General features: G+C 43.5%; 21 protein-coding genes. 8 read left to right on the forward strand and 13 right to left on the reverse strand.

Annotated features, from left to right (window positions below):
* Positions 1–421 precede the first annotated feature (421 nt).
* The gene (gene ccoG, locus K5R16_RS11555; protein ID WP_220737724.1) at positions 422–1,843 is read right to left on the reverse strand and encodes a cytochrome c oxidase accessory protein CcoG; all 1,422 of its coding nucleotides are present in this window, start codon (positions 1,841–1,843) and stop codon (positions 422–424) included.
* An 88-nt stretch (positions 1,844–1,931) separates the two neighbouring features.
* Between ccoG and K5R16_RS11560 the strand changes: the two genes are divergently transcribed.
* From K5R16_RS11560 to K5R16_RS11570, 3 genes are all read left to right on the forward strand, one after another.
* Complete coding sequence (locus K5R16_RS11560; protein WP_220737725.1) at positions 1,932–2,285, forward strand: hypothetical protein; 354 nt, start codon at positions 1,932–1,934, stop codon at positions 2,283–2,285.
* 241 nt (positions 2,286–2,526) lie between these two features.
* Entirely contained in the window at positions 2,527–3,429 is a 903-nt protein-coding gene (locus tag K5R16_RS11565; RefSeq protein ID WP_220737726.1) for a 1,4-dihydroxy-2-naphthoyl-CoA synthase, read from the forward strand.
* A 181-nt stretch (positions 3,430–3,610) separates the two neighbouring features.
* Positions 3,611–3,808, forward strand: coding sequence for a DUF2061 domain-containing protein (locus K5R16_RS11570; protein ID WP_220737727.1), 198 nt, complete (start codon positions 3,611–3,613; stop codon positions 3,806–3,808).
* Between the two features lie 15 nt (positions 3,809–3,823).
* Here K5R16_RS11570 and K5R16_RS11575 read toward each other — a convergent pair whose 3' ends face one another.
* The gene (locus tag K5R16_RS11575) at positions 3,824–5,020 is read right to left on the reverse strand and encodes a potassium/proton antiporter (RefSeq protein WP_220737728.1); all 1,197 of its coding nucleotides are present in this window, start codon (positions 5,018–5,020) and stop codon (positions 3,824–3,826) included.
* Positions 5,021–5,537: 517 nt separating this feature from the next.
* On the opposite strand from K5R16_RS11575, the gene K5R16_RS11580 reads away from it, so the two are divergent.
* From K5R16_RS11580 to K5R16_RS11600, 5 genes are all read left to right on the forward strand, one after another.
* Positions 5,538–6,347, forward strand: coding sequence for a phosphate ABC transporter substrate-binding protein (locus K5R16_RS11580; protein ID WP_220737729.1), 810 nt, complete (start codon positions 5,538–5,540; stop codon positions 6,345–6,347).
* An 83-nt stretch (positions 6,348–6,430) separates the two neighbouring features.
* Positions 6,431–7,336, forward strand: a complete 906-nt coding sequence (pstC, locus tag K5R16_RS11585) for a phosphate ABC transporter permease subunit PstC (protein ID WP_220737730.1) — start codon at positions 6,431–6,433, stop codon at positions 7,334–7,336.
* The gene (pstA, locus tag K5R16_RS11590; protein ID WP_220737731.1) at positions 7,336–8,193 is read left to right on the forward strand and encodes a phosphate ABC transporter permease PstA; all 858 of its coding nucleotides are present in this window, start codon (positions 7,336–7,338) and stop codon (positions 8,191–8,193) included. The genes pstC and pstA overlap by 1 nt, the downstream gene beginning before the upstream one ends.
* A 12-nt stretch (positions 8,194–8,205) precedes the next feature.
* Positions 8,206–8,955 (forward strand): phosphate ABC transporter ATP-binding protein PstB, encoded by a 750-nt coding sequence (pstB, locus tag K5R16_RS11595; RefSeq protein WP_220737732.1) that lies wholly within the window; start codon positions 8,206–8,208, stop codon positions 8,953–8,955.
* Between the two features lie 537 nt (positions 8,956–9,492).
* A complete protein-coding gene (locus tag K5R16_RS11600; protein ID WP_020915085.1) occupies positions 9,493–9,768 on the forward strand; it encodes a hypothetical protein in 276 nt (91 codons plus the stop codon).
* A 64-nt stretch (positions 9,769–9,832) separates the two neighbouring features.
* Here the strand turns inward: K5R16_RS11600 and glmS are convergent, their stop codons facing one another.
* The 11 genes from glmS to atpF all read right to left on the reverse strand — a co-directional run bounded on the left by glmS (position 9,833) and on the right by atpF (position 22,930).
* The gene (glmS, locus tag K5R16_RS11605; protein ID WP_220737733.1) at positions 9,833–11,662 is read right to left on the reverse strand and encodes a glutamine--fructose-6-phosphate transaminase (isomerizing); all 1,830 of its coding nucleotides are present in this window, start codon (positions 11,660–11,662) and stop codon (positions 9,833–9,835) included.
* An 84-nt stretch (positions 11,663–11,746) separates the two neighbouring features.
* A complete protein-coding gene (locus K5R16_RS11610; protein ID WP_220737734.1) occupies positions 11,747–12,517 on the reverse strand; it encodes a DeoR/GlpR family DNA-binding transcription regulator in 771 nt (256 codons plus the stop codon).
* A gap of 158 nt (positions 12,518–12,675) precedes the next feature.
* Positions 12,676–14,823, reverse strand: a complete 2,148-nt coding sequence (locus tag K5R16_RS11615) for a TonB-dependent siderophore receptor (protein WP_220737735.1) — start codon at positions 14,821–14,823, stop codon at positions 12,676–12,678.
* A 297-nt stretch (positions 14,824–15,120) separates the two neighbouring features.
* A complete protein-coding gene (gene glmU / locus K5R16_RS11620; protein WP_220737736.1) occupies positions 15,121–16,488 on the reverse strand; it encodes a bifunctional UDP-N-acetylglucosamine diphosphorylase/glucosamine-1-phosphate N-acetyltransferase GlmU in 1,368 nt (455 codons plus the stop codon).
* A gap of 98 nt (positions 16,489–16,586) precedes the next feature.
* Positions 16,587–16,943: a DsrE/DsrF/TusD sulfur relay family protein gene (locus K5R16_RS11625; protein ID WP_220737737.1), complete on the reverse strand. Its 357-nt coding sequence runs from the start codon at positions 16,941–16,943 to the stop codon at positions 16,587–16,589.
* Positions 16,944–17,559: 616 nt separating this feature from the next.
* Complete coding sequence (locus K5R16_RS11630; RefSeq protein ID WP_220737738.1) at positions 17,560–17,988, reverse strand: F0F1 ATP synthase subunit epsilon; 429 nt, start codon at positions 17,986–17,988, stop codon at positions 17,560–17,562.
* Between the two features lie 44 nt (positions 17,989–18,032).
* Positions 18,033–19,409, reverse strand: a complete 1,377-nt coding sequence (gene atpD / locus K5R16_RS11635; RefSeq protein ID WP_020915095.1) for a F0F1 ATP synthase subunit beta — start codon at positions 19,407–19,409, stop codon at positions 18,033–18,035.
* 35 nt (positions 19,410–19,444) lie between these two features.
* A complete protein-coding gene (atpG, locus tag K5R16_RS11640) occupies positions 19,445–20,305 on the reverse strand; it encodes a F0F1 ATP synthase subunit gamma (RefSeq protein ID WP_220737739.1) in 861 nt (286 codons plus the stop codon).
* 48 nt (positions 20,306–20,353) lie between these two features.
* On the reverse strand, positions 20,354–21,895 hold the full coding sequence (gene atpA, locus K5R16_RS11645; RefSeq protein WP_220737740.1) for a F0F1 ATP synthase subunit alpha: 1,542 nt from the start codon (positions 21,893–21,895) through the stop codon (positions 20,354–20,356).
* A 14-nt stretch (positions 21,896–21,909) separates the two neighbouring features.
* Entirely contained in the window at positions 21,910–22,443 is a 534-nt protein-coding gene (gene atpH, locus K5R16_RS11650; RefSeq protein ID WP_220737741.1) for a F0F1 ATP synthase subunit delta, read from the reverse strand.
* A 16-nt stretch (positions 22,444–22,459) separates the two neighbouring features.
* Entirely contained in the window at positions 22,460–22,930 is a 471-nt protein-coding gene (gene atpF, locus K5R16_RS11655; protein WP_220737742.1) for a F0F1 ATP synthase subunit B, read from the reverse strand.
* Positions 22,931–22,936: the final 6 nt, after the last annotated feature.

The following is a 22,936-nucleotide window of genomic DNA, read 5'->3' on the forward strand; positions in this document are numbered from 1 at the left end:
GCGTGAAGTCATCTTTCATACTTCGCCGAAGACGCTAGGTCGTTGGCTTGAGGAGGCGTATTCTACACTCTCCAGTGGCGGCGTCAAGCGCTTATTTTAAGAAGTTTTTCAAGCGATGATTTCTTAATCACTCTCGTGAAAAGAAGCATTACCCGAAGCCCTTAAAGCGTTTGTCACCTGAGGTTAATTTCCGAAGAAGTTAATCTCTCTAACACCGCTGCAAGTCCCGTGCTACCTAAGCTTTCGTTTAGTTAGTTGGCCTGCTGTGCCGTGTCAGTGGATGCGCATTATAGGCAAATCCTGACAGAGCACAAGGGGCTAAATGAGAAAAAATGAAATAATACGTCTAAGCGGACATTTCTCAAACGATACGCACAAAAAAGGGGCTAAAAGCCCCTTTTTGTCTGTTTAAACCGTTCTATTAGTTACCAAAGAAGCGCGACTCTTGTTTTGCTTCAATCTCACCATCATCAGTTTCAACTTCAAAATTGATATGCGTCATGGCTCTAGAAAGCTCAACGGGGTCTACCGCAATACTGATTGGAAGCGTTAATACCTCACCGCCACTGAGCGTTACCTGTTGTGGGCCAATCCATTTGTAATTCGATAAGCCTTCTACACTCAAGTTATATATATGGGTATCTTCGGTCTTATTGAGGACCTTTAAGGTAAAGGTATTCTCAATCAGCCCAGCATCCGTTTCTCTGAATAGAAGATTACGGTCACGGATAACATCAATACGAATAGGCGCAATTGTGGCTGTAGCATATACAAAGACCAAAACCATCACCGCTAAAATGACGCCATAGCCAACAAGCTTAGGACGGAGAACTTTCTCTTTTATACCTTCAAGCTTATTTTCAGTAGTGTAACTAATCAGCCCTTTGTCATACCCCATCCTGCTCATGGTAGTATCGCAAGCATCAATACAAGCTCCACAGTTAATACACTCATACTGCAGGCCATTGCGGATATCGATGCCAGTCGGACATACTTGCACACATAAATCACAATCAATGCAGTCACCTAAACCCAACTCTTTTGGATCTGCTTTGCGAGATCTAGGACCTCGGGTTTCGCCGCGCTGAGTATCGTAACCCACTATATAAGTATTCTTATCAAACATGGCAGACTGGAAGCGTGCATATGGGCACATATGCAAACACATAATCTCTCGCATCCAACCCGCGTTCCCATAAGTGGCAAACGTAAAGAAGATAACCCAGAAATAGACTGAACCGCTGGCATTAAGCGTGAATACCTCTATATATACTTCCCTTGTAGGAACGAAGTAAGAGACAAACGTCATTGCAGTAAGTAGTGAAATTAGTAGCCAAGCACCATGTTTTGCCGTTTTTCGCTTAAGTTTGTCGAAGCTCCATGGCATTTGATCCTGCTTCATGCGTTTATTACGTGAGCCTTCGAGCTTTTCTTCAAACCACATAAAGATAAAGGTCCACACGGTTTGCGGGCAAGTATAACCACACCAAACTCGACCTAAGTAGGTGGTCACGAAAAACAGACCAAAAGCGGCAATCATTAATAGGGCAGCCAAGAGAGTGAAATCTTGCGGCCAAATAGTGAGTCCGAATACATGGAATTTTTGTTCGGCAAGATTAAACCAGACCGCTTGACGATCCCCCCAAGGGATCCATGGAAGCAGCAAAAAGAACAGCATTGCTATCCAACCTAAACGACGACGCAAGGTTGTCCATAAGCCTTCAACCGCTCTCACATAAATTCGGTTACGCGGATTAAACCTGTCCGCTTTATTGGCGTCAGGTTGATGAATTTTGATTCTTTCTACTTTTGAAAAGTCTTTTTTATTTTGCTCTGCGCTCATTTTGTAGCCTTACAGCTTTAATATTGCTAGAAAACTAGCTTATTATAACGCTTATACTACAAGTTATTCACCTATATAGGACTAATTGATGAAAGGCTGGATTTTGTTGGCGCTAATTGGCGGTATTCTTTATTACCTTTATACCGAGACCGATACACTGGATGAACCTGTAGCCGAAGTTCAAGCTATTTATCAACAAGCTGAAGATAAGCTTGATAGCATGACAGGGACTCAACTGAAGCGGATCGACCATAAGGTGGATCTTCTTAAAACGGATATAGTAGATAGACTATCAGCCGCTGAGCAACAGACGCTGCAAGTTATCACTCAATCACAAACCAAGTTAGATGAATTCAAACAGGATTATTGTGGTAACGGGGCTGATAAGCACAGTAGCTTTAGTAAAGAAAATCAAACCTATATATGCGATAAACTGAACTAAAGCAGCTCAGAATCGCCTGTTAGGGGTATTTTGAGCTTGCTACTTCTGCGGCGAATAAATTCATAAGGGAACAACCATTATGTGATTTATTCGCCTTGAACTAGTTCGTCAAAAACACGCTTAATTGATCAACCTCTTATACTGATTGGTATTAGTGGCTAATCTAATTGACCTGAGATCTGATTCCGCCTAGCCTTTACTCATTATTTGTTAATAAACCAAATGAAAAGGCTAGCCACTCATGACTGAAAAAGTATCTGACATTTTTGACCCTGCATTATGGGATGTCGTACCTGGATTTAATTTCGAAGATATTACCTACCACAGAGCTAAAGATCAGGGAACGGTTCGGGTGGCAATAAACCGTCCGGACTGCCTAAACTCATTCCGCCCAAAGACGGTAGATGAACTATACACTGCACTTGATCATGCTCGCCAATGGTCAGATGTAGGTTGCGTATTGATTACTGGTAATGGTCCATCAGCAAAAGGACAACACTCTTTCTGCGCTGGCGGCGATCAACGGATCCGTGGCAAAGACGGTTACAAGTATGAAGGTGCAGAAGAGGGTACCGCTGACGTTGCTCGTATGGGCCGTTTGCATATTCTGGAAGTACAGCGCTTAATCCGCTTTATGCCAAAAGTCGTCATTGCGGTTGTACCTGGCTGGGCTGTTGGTGGTGGCCATAGCTTACACGTAGTTTGTGACCTCACCTTAGCATCAAAAGAGCATGCAGTATTCAAGCAAACCGATCCAGATGTTGGCAGTTTTGATTCAGGTTATGGCAGTGCTTACTTAGCCAAAATGATTGGACAGAAACGTGCACGCGAGATTTTCTTCCTAGGCTTTAACTACACTGCTGAAGAAGCTTTTGATATGGGTATGGTTAACCGTGCTATTCCACACGCAGAGCTTGAAACGGAAGCTTTAAACTGGGCAAAAGAGATCAACTCAAAGTCACCAACGGCAATGCGCATGCTTAAATACGGTTTTAACCTTCCAGATGATGGTTTAGTGGGTCAACAACTGTTTGCGGGTGAAGCTACTCGTTTAGCCTATGGCACCCCAGAAGCACAAGAGGGGCGTGATGCATTCTTAGAAAAACGTGAGCAAGACTTCTCATCTTTTCCATGGCACTACTAATTTACAGTGTTAGTCGCTAATTAGAATACGCGTAAACCCATCAATACATTAATGTTATTGATGGGTTTATAACCAATTTATCTTTCTAATCGAATAGTCCAATCAAACTTATCTATATAAGCCCCTTTAAAACGCAAATGATAATCGTTATCATCTATGTAACTTTTAAAGGAGCACCATTATGACTAAAACCATGACTTTTGCGATTCTTCACTTTAGCGTTGCATTCACGATTACTTATCTATTAACCGGTAGTATTGTTATAGGTGGTGCTGTTGCTTTAATCGAGCCCGCTGTAAACACTGTTGTTTTCTATTTCCATGAAAAAGTATGGAAAGGCATTGAGTCTAAAAATGCCCTTCAAAACGCTACTGTATAACTAATTGATACCCTCTTAGTCTTTGTCAGCGTTATTCAAGCCGAGTTTATTTGCCAGTGGCGCAATAGCTCCCCCTTGGATAAACACAGAAAACAGTACGATAAAGAACACCATATGCACGATATCAAGCGCCCCAGGAACTCCTGCAGCAGCAGGGATCAGTGCAAATACAATAGGAGTTGCTCCTTTTAAACCTATTGATGAGATAAATAAGCGCTTTTTCCAGCTTGCTTTAACAAAAGGTAAGTAACAGATCTGTACAGCTAAAGGCCTAGCGACCAGTATCAATAAAATAGCTGGTAATAGGGAGCTCATAAATACTCCCGCTAATGACTGAGGGAAGATCTGTAAGCCCAACACAATAAACATCAACGCTTGCGCTAACCAAGATAAGCTATTAAAGAAGTGCTGATTAACTAACTGCCCTCGTTTAATCCCATTACCAATCACTACACCGGCAATGTATGAAGCCAATAAAATATTGCCTCCGAGAACTTCTGCACCATAAGTCGCAATAATAAAACTCGCTAATACAAACACAGGAATGAGGCCAAACTCAGATAGGTGTATACGGTTCAATAACCAAACAGCCACCTTAGCGATACCGAAACCGACTACCATAGCGACACCAATTTGGGTTACGAGCTCTAAAGCTATCTCAGATGCCACCACACTCTTACTCGTAGACAGTGCCATATCGGTTAAGAAGATTACCAGTAACATAGCAACTGGATCGTTGGTAGCCGATTCAAACTCTAATACTGTGTCGGTTTGCTCTTTTAGTTTGAGTTTTTTAGATTCAAGAATTGAGAATACCGCTGCGGCATCAGTTGATGACACTATGGCAGCAAATAGCAAACAAATGATAAAGTCAAAATCCAATAACCAATATAGAATTACCGCAAAAAACAGGGTGGTAAACAGCACCCCAAAAGAGGCCAAAACCCCTCCCTCTTTATAGGCCACCTTGATCTTGTCTGTTGAGGTATTGATACCACCAACAAACACAATCATGTTCAGTGCTAAACCGCCTATCCAGGCCGTTTTATCTAAATCATCGTAAACAAAGTTAAACTCTCCATTACCTAACAGTAAGCCCACACCCATAAAAATAAGCAACGAAGGAATACCTAAGGTTCTTGAGGGATGATGCAGCAATATTCCGACCACGATCAAAATAGACATACCAATCATGATCATTTCAGTGGTCATAAAATTTCCTTAAGTAAAAGTGGTGTTGCTGGGCGAAAACAGTTTATGAAGCTTAGTATAGTTATATTGCTATAGCTGATACCTAAGATAGAGAGTAAACCAAGCCAATTAGAGTCAAATAGTGACTGTCATAAAAGATTAATAATTAATTTATCAAACATTCTTTAGCACTAAATATACTACAAAAAGCCTATTAGATTATTAATTTAAGCTGAAACAAAAGTGAACCCCAATAAGGCCCGCATTTATTTAGCTGCGAAACTTAGCTTTCAGCTACTACCGTGGTGCAGATACTGTTCCAAAAAGTGATTTAAGAAATCTAGTCTTAAACTTTGTTAATTTTAGAAAGCCCATCAACTTTACTCAAGTAATGCCAATATTCACCAGCCAGCCATCAGCGTTGCCTCTAAAAAGCTGTCACTTAACTGTCATATTTCTCTGTCTTAATGCAATCGCCTTCAGTGAGGCACTAATTTGGTTTCGTATTTAGACAACTTAAAGAAGAGTAGGAAAAGTAATGAAAAAAGTTATTGGCTTATTAACTGCTGTAGGTTTGATGGCATCACCACAAGTTCTAGCGGGCACCGTTACCGTTTCAGGCTCAACTTCCGTAGCTCATGTAATGGAAGTACTGGCTGAAAACTATCAAAGCGTGACGGATAAGAATGTTGAAGTGCAGAGCACGGGTTCTTCTGCAGGTATTCGTGCCGCCAAGAATGGCACCAGCATGATAGGCATGTCATCACGCAATATAAAACAGAGTGAACTCAGCAGTGATACCAAAGAGATTGTCATCGCACGAGATGGTATTGCAGCAGCAGTTAACAATGCAAATCCAGTTAAAAACTTAACCCAAGAGCAAATATCAAAAATCTATCGCGGTGAAATTAAAAACTGGAGTGAAGTTGGCGGAGAATCTCGCCCAATAGTTGTGGTTACCCGTGAAAATGGCTCCGGTACCCGCGGCGCTTTTGAAGAGATAATGAAACTACAGCGTACGATTAACGGCCACAAGGTCACCGCTATTACTCCAACCGCACAAGTTGGCAATGGCAACGGAATGATTAAAACCATCGTGGCTAACAACCCTTTTGCAATCGGCTATATCTCACTCGGCAGTGTTGATAGCAGCTTACGCGCAATCGATGTTGACGGTGTGGCTGCAACTGATGACAACATCGCCGCTGGCGACTACCAAATTGCTCGCCCATTTATTGTATTAGTGGACAAAAATGCCCCAAGCACTGCACAAGAATTCATTGAATACATCATGTCAGCTGACGGCCAAGGTATTGTCGCAAGCGAAGGTTATATCCGCGTTCAATAACCATCAACAATAAACAAAGAGGAGTTTAAGCTTCTCTTTGTTCATTCCATTTAGCGTCAGCCGTAATATGTCGAGACAAAGTGATGAACACAGCCAGTAAAGCCCGAGCGCAAGGAATGCAACTCGCCCCAGCAAAGAACTTTGATTGGAAGGAGATGTTTTTCCATCTGCTTTTCTTAGCAAGCGCCATGGTAGGTGTGATCTCTGTAGCCACTATAGGGTGGTTTGTATTCCAAGAAGGACTACCCGCTTTTAAAGAAGCTGGCGTGGTTAACTTGGTACTAGGGCGGGAGTGGTTACCACCAGCTCTATACGGCATATTCCCGATGATAGTATCAACCCTAATATCAACAGCTGGCGCTGTTGTAATAGGTGTGCCTATCGCAATATTAACCGCTGTATTTTTAGCTGAGCTAGCCCCCAAATGGCTGGCAGATATAGTTCGCCCAGCAGTCGAACTATTGGCCGGTATACCTTCAGTGGTATATGGTTTTTTCGGTCTAGTGATAATAGTCCCAGCTATCGAAACGTTATTTAATATCCCTGCAGGTAACACCATTCTCGCTGGGATTATCGTACTGGCAATAATGATTCTGCCAACAGTGATAACCATTTCAGAAACTTCATTACGCGCATTACCACCGGTATATAAAGAGGGTGCACTTGCACTCGGTGCATCGCATATTTACAGCATATTTAAAGTACTTATTCCTGCTGCACGTAGTGGCATATTTACCGGAGTGGCATTAGGTATCGCTCGTGCTATCGGCGAGACCATGGCCATTATAATGGTGATGGGAAACGCACCGGCAATGCCAGGTTCCATACTCGAACCCGCTAGAACATTAACCGCCAACATTGCAATGGAGATGTCTTATGCCACAGGTATTCACTCCAGCGCACTCTACTCTACAGGCATCGTCCTATTGGTATTCATTGTGTTACTTAACGCCAGCTTGTTATACCTAAACCGTAAGAGGAGCTACTAATGCTTCAAGATAAGCGCATTTTTAATAGAGAGCGACAAGACAAACTGCTATTTGCAGCTATCTGGGGCGCTGCAGCCATCACCATCTTGTTCTTACTCTGGGTGGTCTGGCATATTCTAAGTAACGGTTTAGCATATGTGAGCTGGGAGTTCATTACAGGTGCTTACACCCGTATCGGTGAAGCTTCTGGTATTTGGGCCATGATAGTTTCTACTGTTTATATGGTGGGACTGTCACTCGCTATCGCAGCCCCCATCGGCATTATGACCGCAATATACTTAACCGAATATGCTGCGCCAGGCAGTAAAGTGGTCAAAACTATTCGTTTCTGTACCGAGTCTCTCGCCGGGATACCATCAATTGTGTACGGTCTATTCGGTATGACATTCTTCGTCACCACCCTAGGTTTAGGCTTCTCAATACTTTCGGGTTCACTGACCTTGGCAATGTTGATCTTACCAGTAATTATTCGTACCACAGAGGAGGCATTACTGGCAGTGCCGATGAGTTACCGTGAAGGTGGATACGCCCTTGGTAGCTCTAAAATCTATACGATATATCGCCTTATTTTACCTAGCGCCTTGCCCGGCATTGTCACCTCAATAATCTTAAGCACGGGTCGAGTGATTGGCGAGTCAGCGCCGGTCTTTTTAACCGCAGGCATGGTCACCCAAATCCCAGAGTCAGTGCTTGATTCAGGCCGAACCTTAACCGTTCATCTGTATAAGCTAACTCAAGAACTATTTACTCAACATGAATGGGACCAGGCCTACGCAACAGCAACCGTGCTGATTGTATTGGTACTACTACTCAACATGACCACCAAATTTATTGCTACACGCATGAACAAACATTAAAAGGTTATCCCAATGAATAAGCTAGAAGTGAACAACTTAAACCTATTTTATGGCGACAACCATGCGCTAAAAGATATCTCTTTGCCAATACCTTCACGCCAGGTTACCGCATTGATTGGCCCGTCAGGTTGTGGAAAATCAACACTGCTTCGCACTTTAAATCGCATGAATGACTTAGTCGCGGGTGTAAAGATTGAAGGTGATGTGATGTTTGAAGGTAACAACATCTATCAAGACGTCGATGTTAAGCAACTAAGAATGCGGGTTGGTATGGTCTTTCAAAAGCCCAATCCTTTTCCAATGAGCATTTATGAAAATGTGGCCTTTGGGCTCAAAGCTCAAGGGGTAAAAGACAAAAAAGTATTAGATGATGCCGTCGAGGAAGCATTAAGCAGTGCTGCATTATGGGATGAAGTTAAAGATAGGCTCGACTCACCAGGTCAAGGTTTATCAGGTGGACAACAGCAAAGGCTTTGCATCGCCCGCACGATTGCAATGAAACCAGAAGTGATATTAATGGATGAGCCCACCAGTGCGCTCGACCCAATTGCTACTCATAAAATAGAGGAGCTGATGGACGAGCTGCGACAGAAGTTCACCATAGTGATAGTGACCCATTCAATGAATCAGGCTAAGCGGATCTCAGATAAAACGGCTTTCTTCTGGATGGGCGAATTAGTCGAACACGGTGAAACTAATCAAATATTCAATCAACCAGTCGACAAACGTACCCAAGGTTATGTCAGTGGTGAGTTTGGATAAACGGTTACTAATCAATGTCACGCTCATCCCCTGTATGAGCGTGACAGTTCTGTACTAGATAAAATGCTCCCCCATTAAAAGATCGACTTAACGCTATAAAGCGTTAATACTTGCCAAATTGAATCAATAGCGTAAATTCAGCAGCCTGCTTGCTGACTCCGTCAACTCGCACCTCAATCCAGTAGTAGCCGATTAATACTGTGTCTATAGGACGTATATGCAGGTCGAATTTTACAATACAAAATCCCATGTTTCGGAAACAAAACATATCTCGCAAGCATTACTTATTTTGCTGTCTAAGGGCTTGGCCCTAGAGGATCTGCCAAAAGCCAAGGCGCTAATACTCGCGGGTGATAAATTCCAATTTAGAAATACTTACAGTATTAGCCTACTCACAAAGAAATAGTATAAAAGCATTATTAATTCGTCATAACTCCCCCTCAAATGAGCTAACTTTTGCAGGCTAACTTGTTTAAATTATGTTAATCGGTTAGCTTCGAACTATGGGTTAAATCATATACAGGGGTTACAACTTATATGGAAAGAATCAGAGAAGCTCAAGAACACTTAAAAAGTGAATTCGAAATTTATAATAATGCCTCAGCTAAAAAGCTCCCTCCTCTCGATATTGATTGCCCAGAAAAGCTCGAAACCATGCTTGAATTTGTCACTCGGCGAGAATCTTTAAAACAAGCTAAAAAACTCAGCTCGCCACCAGCAGGCAAACTTAAAGCCGCAATAGCAGACACACTATTGTTGCTAGATAACTTCGATATAAAAATTTCGAAAGAGAAAGGTGCTGCAGAAAAGTAGCTTTTATCAGTATAAAAAAGCCTCCCAATTTGGAGGCTTTTTTATTGTCAGCAATAAGCGCTGTTTATTCTACGGTTACTGACTTAGCCAAGTTACGTGGCTGGTCAACGTCAGTACCTTTAATTAATGCCACATGATATGACAATAACTGTAGGGGAATAGTGTAGATAAGCGGTGCCATAAATTCATCACAATGAGGAACAGGGATCACCTTCATGGTGTCGTCTGACTCAAACTCTGCATCTTTATCAGCAAAGACATACATCAAACCGCCACGAGCACGCACCTCTTCAACATTAGATTTAAGCTTTTCAAGCAACTCATTGTTTGGTGCAACGACAATAACAGGCATATCGGCATCAATAAGCGCTAATGGACCATGTTTAAGCTCACCTGATGCATAAGCTTCGGCGTGAATGTAAGAGATCTCTTTCAGCTTCAACGCACCTTCCATAGCAATCGGGTATTGATCGCCGCGACCTAAGAATAATGCATGATGCTTATCGGCAAAGTCTTCTGCCAGTTCAGCAATTGCATCATCTAAGCTCAGTGCTTGTTCAACTTTTGCAGGCATAGATTGCAAGCTTTGAGTTATCTCAGCTTCCATCTCTGCTGACATACCATTGTGACGACCAATTGCAGTCGTTAGCATCAGTAAACCAGCTAGCTGTACTGTGAATGCTTTGGTTGATGCAACCCCAATCTCTGCGCCCGCTTTCATCATATAAGCCATGTCCGACTCACGAACCAGCGATGAACCCGGTGCATTACAGATAGTCAGCGTCGCTTTATATCCCATCTCTTTGGCTAAACGCATAGCCGCTAACGTATCAGCCGTTTCGCCTGATTGTGAGATAGTTACCAACAAGCTATTAGGGAATAGATGTGATTTGCGGTAACGGAACTCAGATGCTATTTCAACGTTACAAGAAACACCCGCCCAATCTTCTAACCAGTAACGTGCAGCCATGCCAGCGTGGTAACTAGTACCACAAGCAATGATCTGTACATGCTTAATGTCTTTTAAAAACTCAGCGGCATTTTCACCAAAGGCAGAATCTAAAACTTTACCTGCCGCAATACGGCCTTCAAGCGTATGAGCGATTGCCGTTGGCTGCTCATAGATCTCTTTTAGCATGTAGTGACGGTATTCACCTTTGTCACCGGCATCATGAGTAACTTCTGACTCTTTCACTTCACGCTCAACCGCATTACCGTCAACATCAAAGATATTAACTTCACGACGAGTAACCTCTGCCACATCACCTTCCTCGAGGAAAGCAAAAGAGCGAGTCACTGGTAGCAATGCTAGTTGATCAGAAGCAACAAAGTTCTCACCTAAGCCATAACCAATAACCAGTGGACTACCTGAGCGTGCAACAATCATGCGCTCACTATCAGTGCGGTCGATAACTACAGTGCCATAGGCACCTTCGAGCTGCTTAACCGTAGCTTGTACCGCAGTCAGTAAGTTGTCATGGCTTTTAAGTTCGTGATGGACTAAATGGCAGATAACTTCTGTGTCAGTGTCAGATGCGAAGCTATAACCTAGGGCTTTTAGCATTTCACGCAGCTTATTGTGGTTTTCAATAATGCCATTGTGCACCACGGCTATATTGCCTTCTGACTCATGTGGATGCGCATTACGCTCACTTGGTTCACCGTGTGTGGCCCAGCGAGTATGTGCGATACCAGTACCACCCGTTAGTGGTTGTTCATCAAGTGCAGATGACAACTCTTGCACTTTACCTACACGTCGAGTGCGGCTTAGCTCACCATTGTTAAGTACTGCTACACCTGCTGAGTCATAACCGCGATACTCAAGTCGTCTTAATCCTTCAACTAGAATTTCTGCAACATCCCTTTGCGCTACTGCGCCAACTATTCCACACATACTATTTTCCTAGACTCTGTCAGAGTTAATTTGAAACTAAAATTAAAAGCTAAATTTAAAATTGGGCTGCCTCACTTAGAGGTGCTAGCCAGCATAAGGTGCAAGAATGACTCGCACCCCATGTTTTGCAATACTGTCGACCGCTTCACTTGGTAACCTGTCATCAGATACCAGCACACTAATATTGCCCCAAGGCAACTCCAAATTAGGAATGCGTCTACCGAGCTTTTCTGACTCCAACATGACGATCACTTCTCGCGATACTTCCGCCATCACCTTACTCAGGCCTGTTAATTCATTAAAGGTGGTAGTACCGCGCTCAAGGTCGATACCATCAGCACCGATAAACAACTGATCAAAGTTATAAGAGCGCAGTACCTGCTCAGCAATTTGTCCCTGAAATGATTCCGAATGCGGATCCCAAGTACCGCCTGTCATCAGCAGTGTTGGTTCGTTCTCAAGCTCATGGATAGAGTTTGCAAGCGCAAGTGAATTAGTCATCACCAGTAAGCCGCGCTTACTATTTAGCTCACCAATAAGGCCTGATGTAGTACTGCCACTATCGATAATAATACGGTTGTGGTCATTAATTAGAACCGCTGCTGCTTTTGCTATTGAAAGCTTATTTGGCGCAACCTTGGCACTAAACTGCTGAGTAACTTCATCAGGCACAGCGACGGCGCCGCCGTATCGACGTAAAAGCAGGCCGGTCTTTTCCAAAGTGGCGAGATCTTTGCGAATGGTCACTTCAGAAGTTTCGAAACGTAAGGATAACTGCTCAACACTCACTTCACCTTGCTCATTGAGCAGGCTAATAATGCTATGACGACGCTGTTGAGTGTTTCGTTTATTCATAAAACCTTTCGCTAAGTTTCGTTTCGAAAGGGGCATTATAGGTAAATGAAACTTAATTGCTAGTTTTTGCTTAATTTATGACTCTAAATGTGCAAATTACAGATAAAAAAAAGCCTCAACGAGATGTTGAGGCGATTTAAAGGCTTTTAGCAATCAGTTTAGAATTTAGCTTCCAGTGACAAACTAACGTGACGACCTTCGCCAACGGTTACATCTTTATAAGAGCCACCCGCTAGATAATCAACATCAAATAGGTTCTTAACGTTCATGCGAACACTGACATCACTGCCCATGATATCCATGGTGTAAGCGGCGCCCATATCAAAACGAACATAGCTATCTTTAGTAATAGTGTTATCGGTACTAGCGAAACGTTCACCCACATAAATAGCACCAAAGTTTAGCGCTAAATCTTCAGTCATTTCGTAACGCGTCCAGATGTTAGCAGACCACTCTGGTGCATCTACTGGAGTCATACCATTTAAGCCATCACTCTCAGGTCGAATATATTCAGCGTCAAGATACATCATTGAACTAGTCATGAACCACTGATCACTGATCTGCCCCTGAGCGCCCATCTCAAAACCTTTATGGCGCTGCTCACCACTTTGAGTGGTAATCTGCGTGTCATCACCAACTGGTGTTGCAAGATCTTCAGTAACTGTAACGTTTGATACGGTAATATCAAATACAGCACCGGTTAGTAGTAAACTGCCATCAAATAGCTCCCACTTGGTGCCAATCTCATACTGTTCACCATATTCAGGATCAAGGTTCATCTTGTCATTGACGTCATTCGGGTCATTAACAATACCTTGTGGTGTAAAGCTCTTTGAGTAGTTAACGTAAATACTACCGTTAGCGGCTGGTGAGTATATGACACCAAATTTAGGTGATACAGCGTAACTGTTATTACCTTCGCCATCTTTTTTCTGCTCGTCATAACGCACGCCAGCAAGTACTTGCCACTCATCGGTGATCGTTACTAAATCTTGCACATAGAAACCATAGTGCTTGTATTCACTTTCGTACTTAGTGCTATCGTTGTTGTAGTCAAGATCAGGTCTATCGATAGGCGTACCCGGTGTAACCGGAATAAAGTTATCACCACCTTCAGACACATAGCTATCTTTCAATTGGCCATAGTAGTAGTCAAGCATATTGGCACCAACAAGTAGTTGATGTTCAACGTCGCCAGTATAGAAGTTACCCGTGAAATCAACATAACCTGTTTTATGCTGCCAATCATCGTAACGGTCAAAGGGCTTAATAGTATAGCCGTCTGTCATTGCTGTTTCTGAGTATTGCGGAGATGAGTCTAAACGCTGGCGATTAAACTGTTGGTCGTTATAGCCCGCTTTAACCTGCCATGAATCAGAGATATGGTAAGTTAAATCAGCACCCATGTTGGTGATGGTGTTGTCAGTAAATGCCCAAGGTTGGTCCCAAATGATGTCACTTCCACCAATCAAGTCACCACTGCTGTCTAACCAACCACCAGTGTCAATACCAGTCTTGTCTTGGGTATGGTCATACTTCACCGATAGTAATAGGTCATCGGTAATATCAAACTCAAGGTTTAAGTAACCTAACCAACGGTCACGTTCTTGGTTTGAGCCATCTTGGTACTCACGCCAGTATTGAGTGTCTTGCTTAACTAACACTGTGCGGTAACGGATAGTTTCTGACTCGTTTAAGCTGCCACCGGCATCAAGTTGAAAACGGGTAGAGCCGTGCTCGTCGGTATCAAAACCAAAATCAAACATAGTTTCAGATGTTGGCTTTTTGCTCACCATGTTAATCAAACCACCAGGGCCTGATTGACCATAAAGCATGCTTGAAGGACCTTTTAGCACCTCAACTTGCTGTAAAGTCTCAATTGGCTGTACATAGTGAGACCACTGCTGTTGACCGTTTATCAAGAAGCCAGAACCTGAAGAAAGCTCAAAACCGCGAATGTTGAATACTTGACGATTCCACTTTTCACTGCCGCCGGTCACACTGGAGTCGTTAACCAATACTTCACCTAGATTTGTTGCTAGCTGTTCGTCAGTAACAAAGTCAGGAATTACGGTGACTGATTGTGGGGTATCTAAGATATCAATGTCACCACGCATAGCGCCTGACGATGAACCAACGTTATAGTCATTAAAGCTACGTCCAGTAACGGTAATACGTTCGATATTACTATCAACAGCAGCATTAGAATCGGCTGTCACTTCTTCAGCAAAAGAGGTTGATGAAGCTAAAGCTGCAACAACGGCAAGACCGATACGAGAAAATTTAAAAGACGCCTGAAAAGACATAACTAACCCCAAAGATGAAACTAATATGTAATATTTGGGTGCAATATAAATGAGAATTGTTTTTATTTAAGCTTCTTTACATGCCTTTACATTGGGAGGTGATCCTGATCTGTTCTAGATCTGAATATTAACCACACTTAACAGTGCCAACACAAATGATCGCTTGTGTATCATTAATTTGCGTTGCTAAAAAGAAAATAATTTCATCTTCTAATCTCTAACAACCAGATTAAAAAGTAAGCACTCACCAACAAAAAAGCGACCCGCTAAGGTCGCTTTAGTAATGCTAAATAAAGACTATTTTTTAGGGAGCTTTGCCGGACGAGCCCAACCTGAAATATGACGCTGCTTAACCCGCGTAATCACTAATTCATCAGCAGCAACATCTTTAGTGACAGTAGAACCGGCTCCCAAGGTCGCCCCTTTACCGATGGTAATTGGTGCAACAAGCTGAGTATCACTGCCGACAAATACATTGTCTTCAATAATGGTCTGGAACTTATTAGCACCATCGTAGTTGCAAGTAATGGTGCCTGCACCAATATTTACACCACTACCGATAGTAGCATCACCAATGTAAGCTAAATGGCCTGCTTTAGAGCCTTTACCTAGAACCGCTTTTTTCATCTCTACAAAGTTGCCTATATGCGCATCTTCTTTAAGCTCTGCACCTGGACGCAGGCGAGCAAATGGGCCGGCACTTGCCTTAACACCAACTTTGGCGTTTTCAACAATCGAGTAAGGTTTGATTTCAGCGTTGTCGGCAATGTCACAATTAATAAGAATGGCGCCAGCACCAATGGTCACGTTGTTACCAATATTGACCGTACCTTCAATCACCACATTGACATCAATCATCACATCCATACCAACGCTAACATCGCCGCGGATATCGATACGAGCAGGATCACGCAGGTTTGCACCTTCAAGCATTAGTTTTTCAGCTGCACGAGCTTGGTAAGCACGCTCAAGTTGAGCGAGCTGTACTCGGTTATTAGCACCTTCAACTTCAACGGCTGATTCAGGCTGTGCAGTGGTAATTGCAACACCATCTTTATGAGCCATAGCCACGATATCAGTCAGGTAATATTCACCCTGAGCATTATCTGATGAAAGCTGACCCAGCCAAGCTTTAAGCTGTTTACCGGGAGCAGCCATAATACCAGTGTTGATTTCACTAATAGCTAACTGTTCAGCATTGGCATCTTTTTGCTCTACGATGCCAACCACCTTGTTATCTTCACGTACGATACGTCCATAACCCATAGGGTTAGGTAAGTTAACCGTTAAGATAGCCAATCCATTATCTTCACGAGCAGCAAGCAGTGATTTAAGGGTCGATGCTTGAATAAGTGGCACATCACCATAAAGAATTAACACGGTATCATCGTCACTAATATTGTCGTTAGCTTGTGCCACCGCATGTCCGGTACCTAGCTGCTCAGCTTGTAATATCCAGTTAAGTTGCTGCTCACCAAGCTTAGCTTGAAGCTTGTCTGCACCGTAGCCGTAAACAAGCTGAATCGCATCGCTACCCACTTGATGTGCAGTATCAATCACGTGTTGAACCATGCTTTTATGGGCAATAGGATGGAGAACTTTGGGAAGATCAGAGCGCATGCGGGTTCCCTTGCCTGCTGCTAAAATCACGACATTCAGTGCCATTTGTTAATCCTTGAGCTGATGCTTGCTTATAAAATTTTTGAGCGCTGATTTTAAGCTAAATCAGCCATAAAAGCGACTCTAGCTAAATCAAGTCATGATTAAAAAGTAACAGCCTTATCAGCGATAAGAAGCCACTGAGCAAGATCATCCATAGTCGCCACTTCGCAACCTTCGATAACCTTTAACTCAGTGAGTCCACGAGAGTGCATACAAGAACCACAGAACTTAACTTGGCTACCTTGAGCGATAATAATCTCCAGCATCTGCTGGATGTTGTAACCTTCAGCAGGGTTTTGTTTTGGTATTACAGCGGTAATTGCATCGGACAGTAAAAACAAACTGACCTTGGCTGGTGGATTATCTTGCTCGTTGAGCTGAATAGCTAAGCGTAGAGCATTAAAGAGTCTTTCTGAACCATAAGGAGCGTCGTTAACGATAATAAGTATGTGCTGCATAAACAGGTCTCAGCCATTAGGTTAATCGCCAGAGGGTAGCACTCAAACTGAATAGAGGATTTTACTTGGATCACGTTCAAAGATAAATATAGGTACTAGGGGCTGTTGATCTTTCACGGTTGTTTTTGCCGCAGTTTATTGGCTATTTTGACAAGGCGGAGGCTATGCCGTTTAGTCATTCTCCACAAATAGTCTACAACACAGTAAAAATAGCCAAGAAACGCTGCCCTTTGGGTTCGTTTCAATTATTTTATTACTGCGTTACGAGCTTTTCGCTTAGCCAGCTAAGCATCATCGCTCAAGCCTTGTACTAAAATAATTGAATTCGAACAAAAACTAAGCTCGAAAGATCAACAGCCCCTAATACTCACTCCATTAAAGAGTTACTCATTAATGCAATTGGTATAACAAAGGACAGACCGGCAGAGATGGATAAAGGCAGATTAAAACTAATACAGAAAAGCGTTCAACGCATAAGTTGTAGGTCGGCATTTATGCCGTCATTAATGATGGACTCAAACCCAGCTTTACACCTTTCGGTAAAACGTTCATTTAGTCCTGACTTTCTTAAAACAAAAAAAGCGCCCTAGGGCGCTTTTTTTCATCAAACAATAACCTATCTGGTAATGTTCTTCTTGATGGTCTCGACAACGCGAAGCTGAGCAACTGCTTGAGCTAGCTCAATCGCTGCTGCTGCATAGTTGAAGTCTGCGCCAGCATCCGCCATAGCGGTTTCTGCACGACGCTTCGCTTCTGCAGCGGCTTGCTCGTCAATATCATCGGCACGCATAACGACGTCAGCCAATACTGAAACAGAAGAAGGTTGTACTTCCAGGATTCCACCTGAAAGGTAAAACACTTCCTCTTTTCCATCTTGCTTGACGATGCGCGCCATGCCAGGCTTGATATGTGTAAGCAGAGGCGCGTGACCAGGCATAACACCTAGATCACCTTCTGAACCAGTTACTTGTAGGTGTGCTACAAGACCAGAATAGATGCTACTTTCTGCACTTACAATATCAAGCTGTACTGTCATGGCTGCCATCCGTTCTCCTTAAACTAGTTTCTGTATTACTACAGAGTACTCAGTTATTTTTTGTTAGCTTTCTCAACGGCTTCGTCGATTGAACCAACCATGTAGAACGCTTGCTCTGGAAGGTGATCGAACTCACCGTCTAGAATACCCTTAAAGCCACGGATTGTGTCTTTAAGAGAAACGTACTTACCTGGAGAACCGGTGAATACTTCTGCAACGAAGAAAGGCTGAGAAAGATATTTTTCAATCTTACGAGCACGGAATACAGTTGTCTTATCTTCATCAGATAATTCATCCATACCTAGGATCGCAATAATATCTTTCAGCTCTTTGTAGCGCTGAAGTACGGTTTGAACACCGTTAGCAACATCGTAATGCTCTTGGCCAACAACCTGTGGATCTAGCTGACGTGAAGTCGAATCCAATGGGTCAACCGCTGGGTAAATACCCAGAGAAGCAATGTTACGTGACAATACAACAGTCGCATCTAAGTGAGCGAAGGTTGTTGCTGGTGATGGATCCGTTAAGTCATCCGCAGGTACGTATACGGCTTGAACAGAGGTAATAGACCCTGTCTTAGTCGATGTAATACGCTCCTGAAGTACACCCATCTCTTCAGCCAATGTTGGCTGGTAACCTACTGCTGATGGCATACGGCCTAGCAGTGCAGATACTTCAGTACCTGCCAAGGTGTAACGATAGATGTTATCAACGAAGAAAAGTACATCTTTACCTTCGTCACGGAACTTCTCGGCCATAGTTAGACCAGTTAGTGCCACACGTAGACGGTTTCCTGGAGGCTCGTTCATCTGACCATATACCATGGCCACTTTATCGAGAACACCAGAATCTTCCATCTCGTAGTAGAAGTCGTTACCCTCACGAGTACGCTCACCTACACCAGCGAAAACTGATAAACCAGAGTGTGCTTTAGCGATGTTGTTAATAAGTTCCATCATGTTGACGGTCTTACCAACACCAGCACCACCAAACAAACCAACTTTACCACCCTTAGCGAATGGACATACAAGGTCAATAACCTTGATACCAGTCTCTAAAAGTTCAGTGGTGTTTGACTGATCTTCGTATGAAGGAGCTTCACGGTGGATCACATAGCGATCTTCTTCACCGATAGGGCCAGCTTCATCTACTGGTTGACCCAATACGTTCATAATACGGCCAAGGGTTTTTTCCCCAACCGGAACAGTAATTGGTGAACCAGAGTTTACAACCTCAAGGCCACGACGCAGACCATCTGAAGAACCCATAGCGATGGTACGAACTACACCACCACCTAGTTGCTGCTGAACTTCCAGCACCAAGCCTTCACTTTTGATCTCTAGAGCGTCATATACCTGAGGTACGGCATCATGTGGAAACTCAACGTCCACAACCGCGCCAATTACTTGGACAACAGTACCTGTGCTCATGATTAATCCTCTAAAACTTGTATTCGTTACCTAGCCTAAACGGCGGCGGCACCTGAAACAATTTCCGACAGTTCCTGCGTAATCGCAGCCTGACGGGCCTTGTTATAGACCAACTCCAAGTCACTGATAAGTTCACCAGCGTTGTCTGTCGCAGCTTTCATAGCAACCATACGGGCTGCTTGCTCAGATGCGATGTTTTCAACAACACCTTGGTAAACTTGAGACTCCACATAACGAACCAACAATGTATCCAAAAGTTCTTTTGGATCTGGCTCGTATAGGTAGTCCCAGTGATGAGAAATCTCATCGTCTTCTGACTTAGGCAAAGGTAGCAGCTGCTCGATCACTGGGGTTTGAGTCATAGTATTAACGAATTTGTTAAATACTACGTACAAACGATCCAGCTTGCCTTCGTTGTATGCTTCTAGCATGACACGTACTGTTCCGATCAAGTCAGTTAACGACGGAGCGTCACCTAAACCTGAAGCGTGAGCAGAAACCTGTCCACCAAAGCTATTGAAGAATTGTACGCTGCGTGCGCCAATTGGGCAGAATTCAACTTCTGCACCGGCTTCACGCTGCTTCTTCACGTCTGCGACAACCTTTTTGAAAAGGTTGACGTTCAGACCACCACAAAGACCACGGTCGGTTGACACTACAATGTAACCAACACGCTTGGCTTCTCGCACTTCCAAATAAGGATGCTTATATTCGAGAGAACCTTGCGCCACGTGACCGATCACCTTACGCATATTTTCTGCATATGGACGACTTGCTGCCATGCGATCTTGTGCTTTACGCATTTTGCTCGCGGCAACCATCTCCATTGCAGACGTGATCTTCTGAGTGTTTTGAACACTCGCGATCTTGGTTTTAATCTCTTTAGCGTTGGCCATCTTTACTCTCCAATTCTGGACCTGAGGTGCCAGAGGCACCTCTAATTTTTACCAGGTTTGGGTTTCTACGAACTTGTCCAAGCTAGCCTTCAACTCACCTTCGATGTCGGCATTATAGTTGCCAGTCTCGTTGATGGTCTTCATTAGGTCAGCATGTTCACTGTTCATGAAAGAGAGCAGAGACGCTTCGAAATCACCAATCTTATTCATCGCAACACTCTTCAAGTAACCTTTCTCAGCTGCGAAAATAGACACAGACTGATCAGCGATACTCATTGGAGCATATTGCTTTTGCTTCATAAGTTCGGTAACACGCTCACCATGCTCAAGTTGAGCACGAGTTGCATCATCTAAGTCAGATGCAAACTGTGAGAACGCTGCAAGCTCTCGATACTGTGCAAGAGCGGTACGAATACCACCAGACAGTTTCTTGATGATCTTAGTCTGAGCCGCACCACCAACACGAGAAACCGAAATACCTGGGTTAACAGCAGGACGTAGTCCAGAGTTAAACAGGTCAGTTTCAAGGAAGATTTGACCATCGGTAATCGAAATTACGTTAGTCGGTACGAATGCAGATACGTCACCAGCTTGAGTTTCAATAATTGGTAGAGCAGTCAAAGAACCAGTTTGGCCTTTAACTTCACCTTTAGTGAACTTCTCAACATACTCAGCGTTAACACGTGAAGAACGTTCTAACAGACGAGAGTGAAGATAGAATACATCACCTGGGTATGCTTCACGTCCTGGTGGACGTTTTAGCAACAATGAAATCTGACGGTAAGCAACTGCTTGCTTAGACAGATCATCATATACGATCAGTGAGTCTTCACCGCGGTCACGGAAATATTCACCCATTGTACAACCAGAGTATGGAGCCAAGTATTGCAGTGCAGCAGCTTCAGAAGCTGTAGCAACAACAACAATGGTGTTCGCCAAAGCGCCGTGCTCTTCAAGCTTGCGTACTACGTTAGCAATTGTAGAAGCCTTCTGGCCTACAGCTACGTATACACACTTAATGCCTGAGTCTTTTTGGTTGATAATTGCATCGATCGCAAGAGCGGTTTTACCGATCTGACGGTCACCAATGATCAATTCACGCTGGCCACGACCGATTGGGATCATGGAGTCAACAGCTTTATAACCAGTTTGCACTGGTTGGTCTACTGACTTACGCTCAATTACACCTGGTGCAATTACTTCAACAGGAGAGAAACCATCGCTATCGATAGGTCCTTTACCGTCAATTGGTTCACCTAGAGTGTTGACTACACGGCCTAAAAGACCACGGCCAACAGGTACTTCCAAAATACGGCCTGTTGTTTTAACTTTGTCGCCTTCAGCCAAAGTGGCATAAGGGCCCATTACTACGGCACCGACAGAATCGCGTTCTAAGTTCAACGCGATTGCAAAACGGTTACCAGGCAGCTCGATCATTTCACCTTGCATCACGTCGGCTAGGCCGTGGATGCGGATGATGCCGTCACTTACTGCAACGATAGTACCTTCGTTGCGAGCTTCACTAACGACTTCGAACTGCTCGATCCGCTGTTTAATCAGATCGCTGATTTCAGTGGAATTCAGTTGCATGCTCAAACTCCCAATTACGACTGCAGCGTATCAGACAGACGCGAAATTTTTCCGCGAACCGAGCCATCTATGACTAGGTCTCCTGCCGTGATAATTACACCAGCAATAAGGCTGGCATCTATGCTGCAATTCAGCTTAACTTTGCGTGCTAGACGTTTCTCTAAAGAAGCGCTCATTTCCTGTTGTTGCTCAGAGGTAAGCTCTGTAGCTGAAACGACAAACGCTTCAACTTCTTTCGCATACTCGTGTTGCATCTCAACAAATAGTTGAGCAACAGCTGGTAGCACTACTAAACGACCGTTTTCAGCCATTACCTTTAACAGATTCTGAGCTTGCTCATTGATCTGCTCACCACAAACTCCAATAAAGAGTTCTGCAAGCTGACTACTGGCTAAAGAGCCAGACAATAGAGGCTTCATAGTTTCGTTTTCACTAACTAATGCAGCAAAATTAAGCATTTCTACCCAATTTTCTATTGCGTTTTGTTCAAGAGCAAAGTCAAAAGCTGCCTTTGCGTAAGGACGAGCGATGGTGGTTATTTCAGCCATAACTCAAACTCCTTATTTAAAGTTCAGCAACTAGTTTATTAACTATGTCACTGTGGGCGGCTTCATCAATCGAACGTTCAAGAATTTTTTCTGCGCCAGCAATAGCTAGTGCAGCAACTTGCTTACGCAAGTCTTCTTTTACGCGATTACGTTCAGCTTCAATTTCTGCTTGACCTTGAGCGATAATTTTAGCGCGCTCAGTGTCAGCTTCGGCTTTAGCTTCATCAACGATTTGAGCTTTGCGTTTGTTCGCAGACTCAATAATTTCGTTAGCAGTCGCTTTTGCATCTTTTAGTTGGTCAGTGGCTTTCGCCTGTGCCAACTCAAGGTCTTTCACGGCACGGTCAGCATCGGCTAGACCGTCGGCAATCCTTTTTTGGCGTTCTTCGATGGCATTCATCAAAGGGGGCCAAACAAACTTCATGCAAAACCACACGAAGAGAATAAAGGCAACCGTCTGACCGAGTAGGGTAGCGTTGATATTCACAACAGC

This window comes from Shewanella sp. c952 (assembly GCF_019654975.1).
Lineage (GTDB): Bacteria > Pseudomonadota > Gammaproteobacteria > Enterobacterales > Shewanellaceae > Shewanella.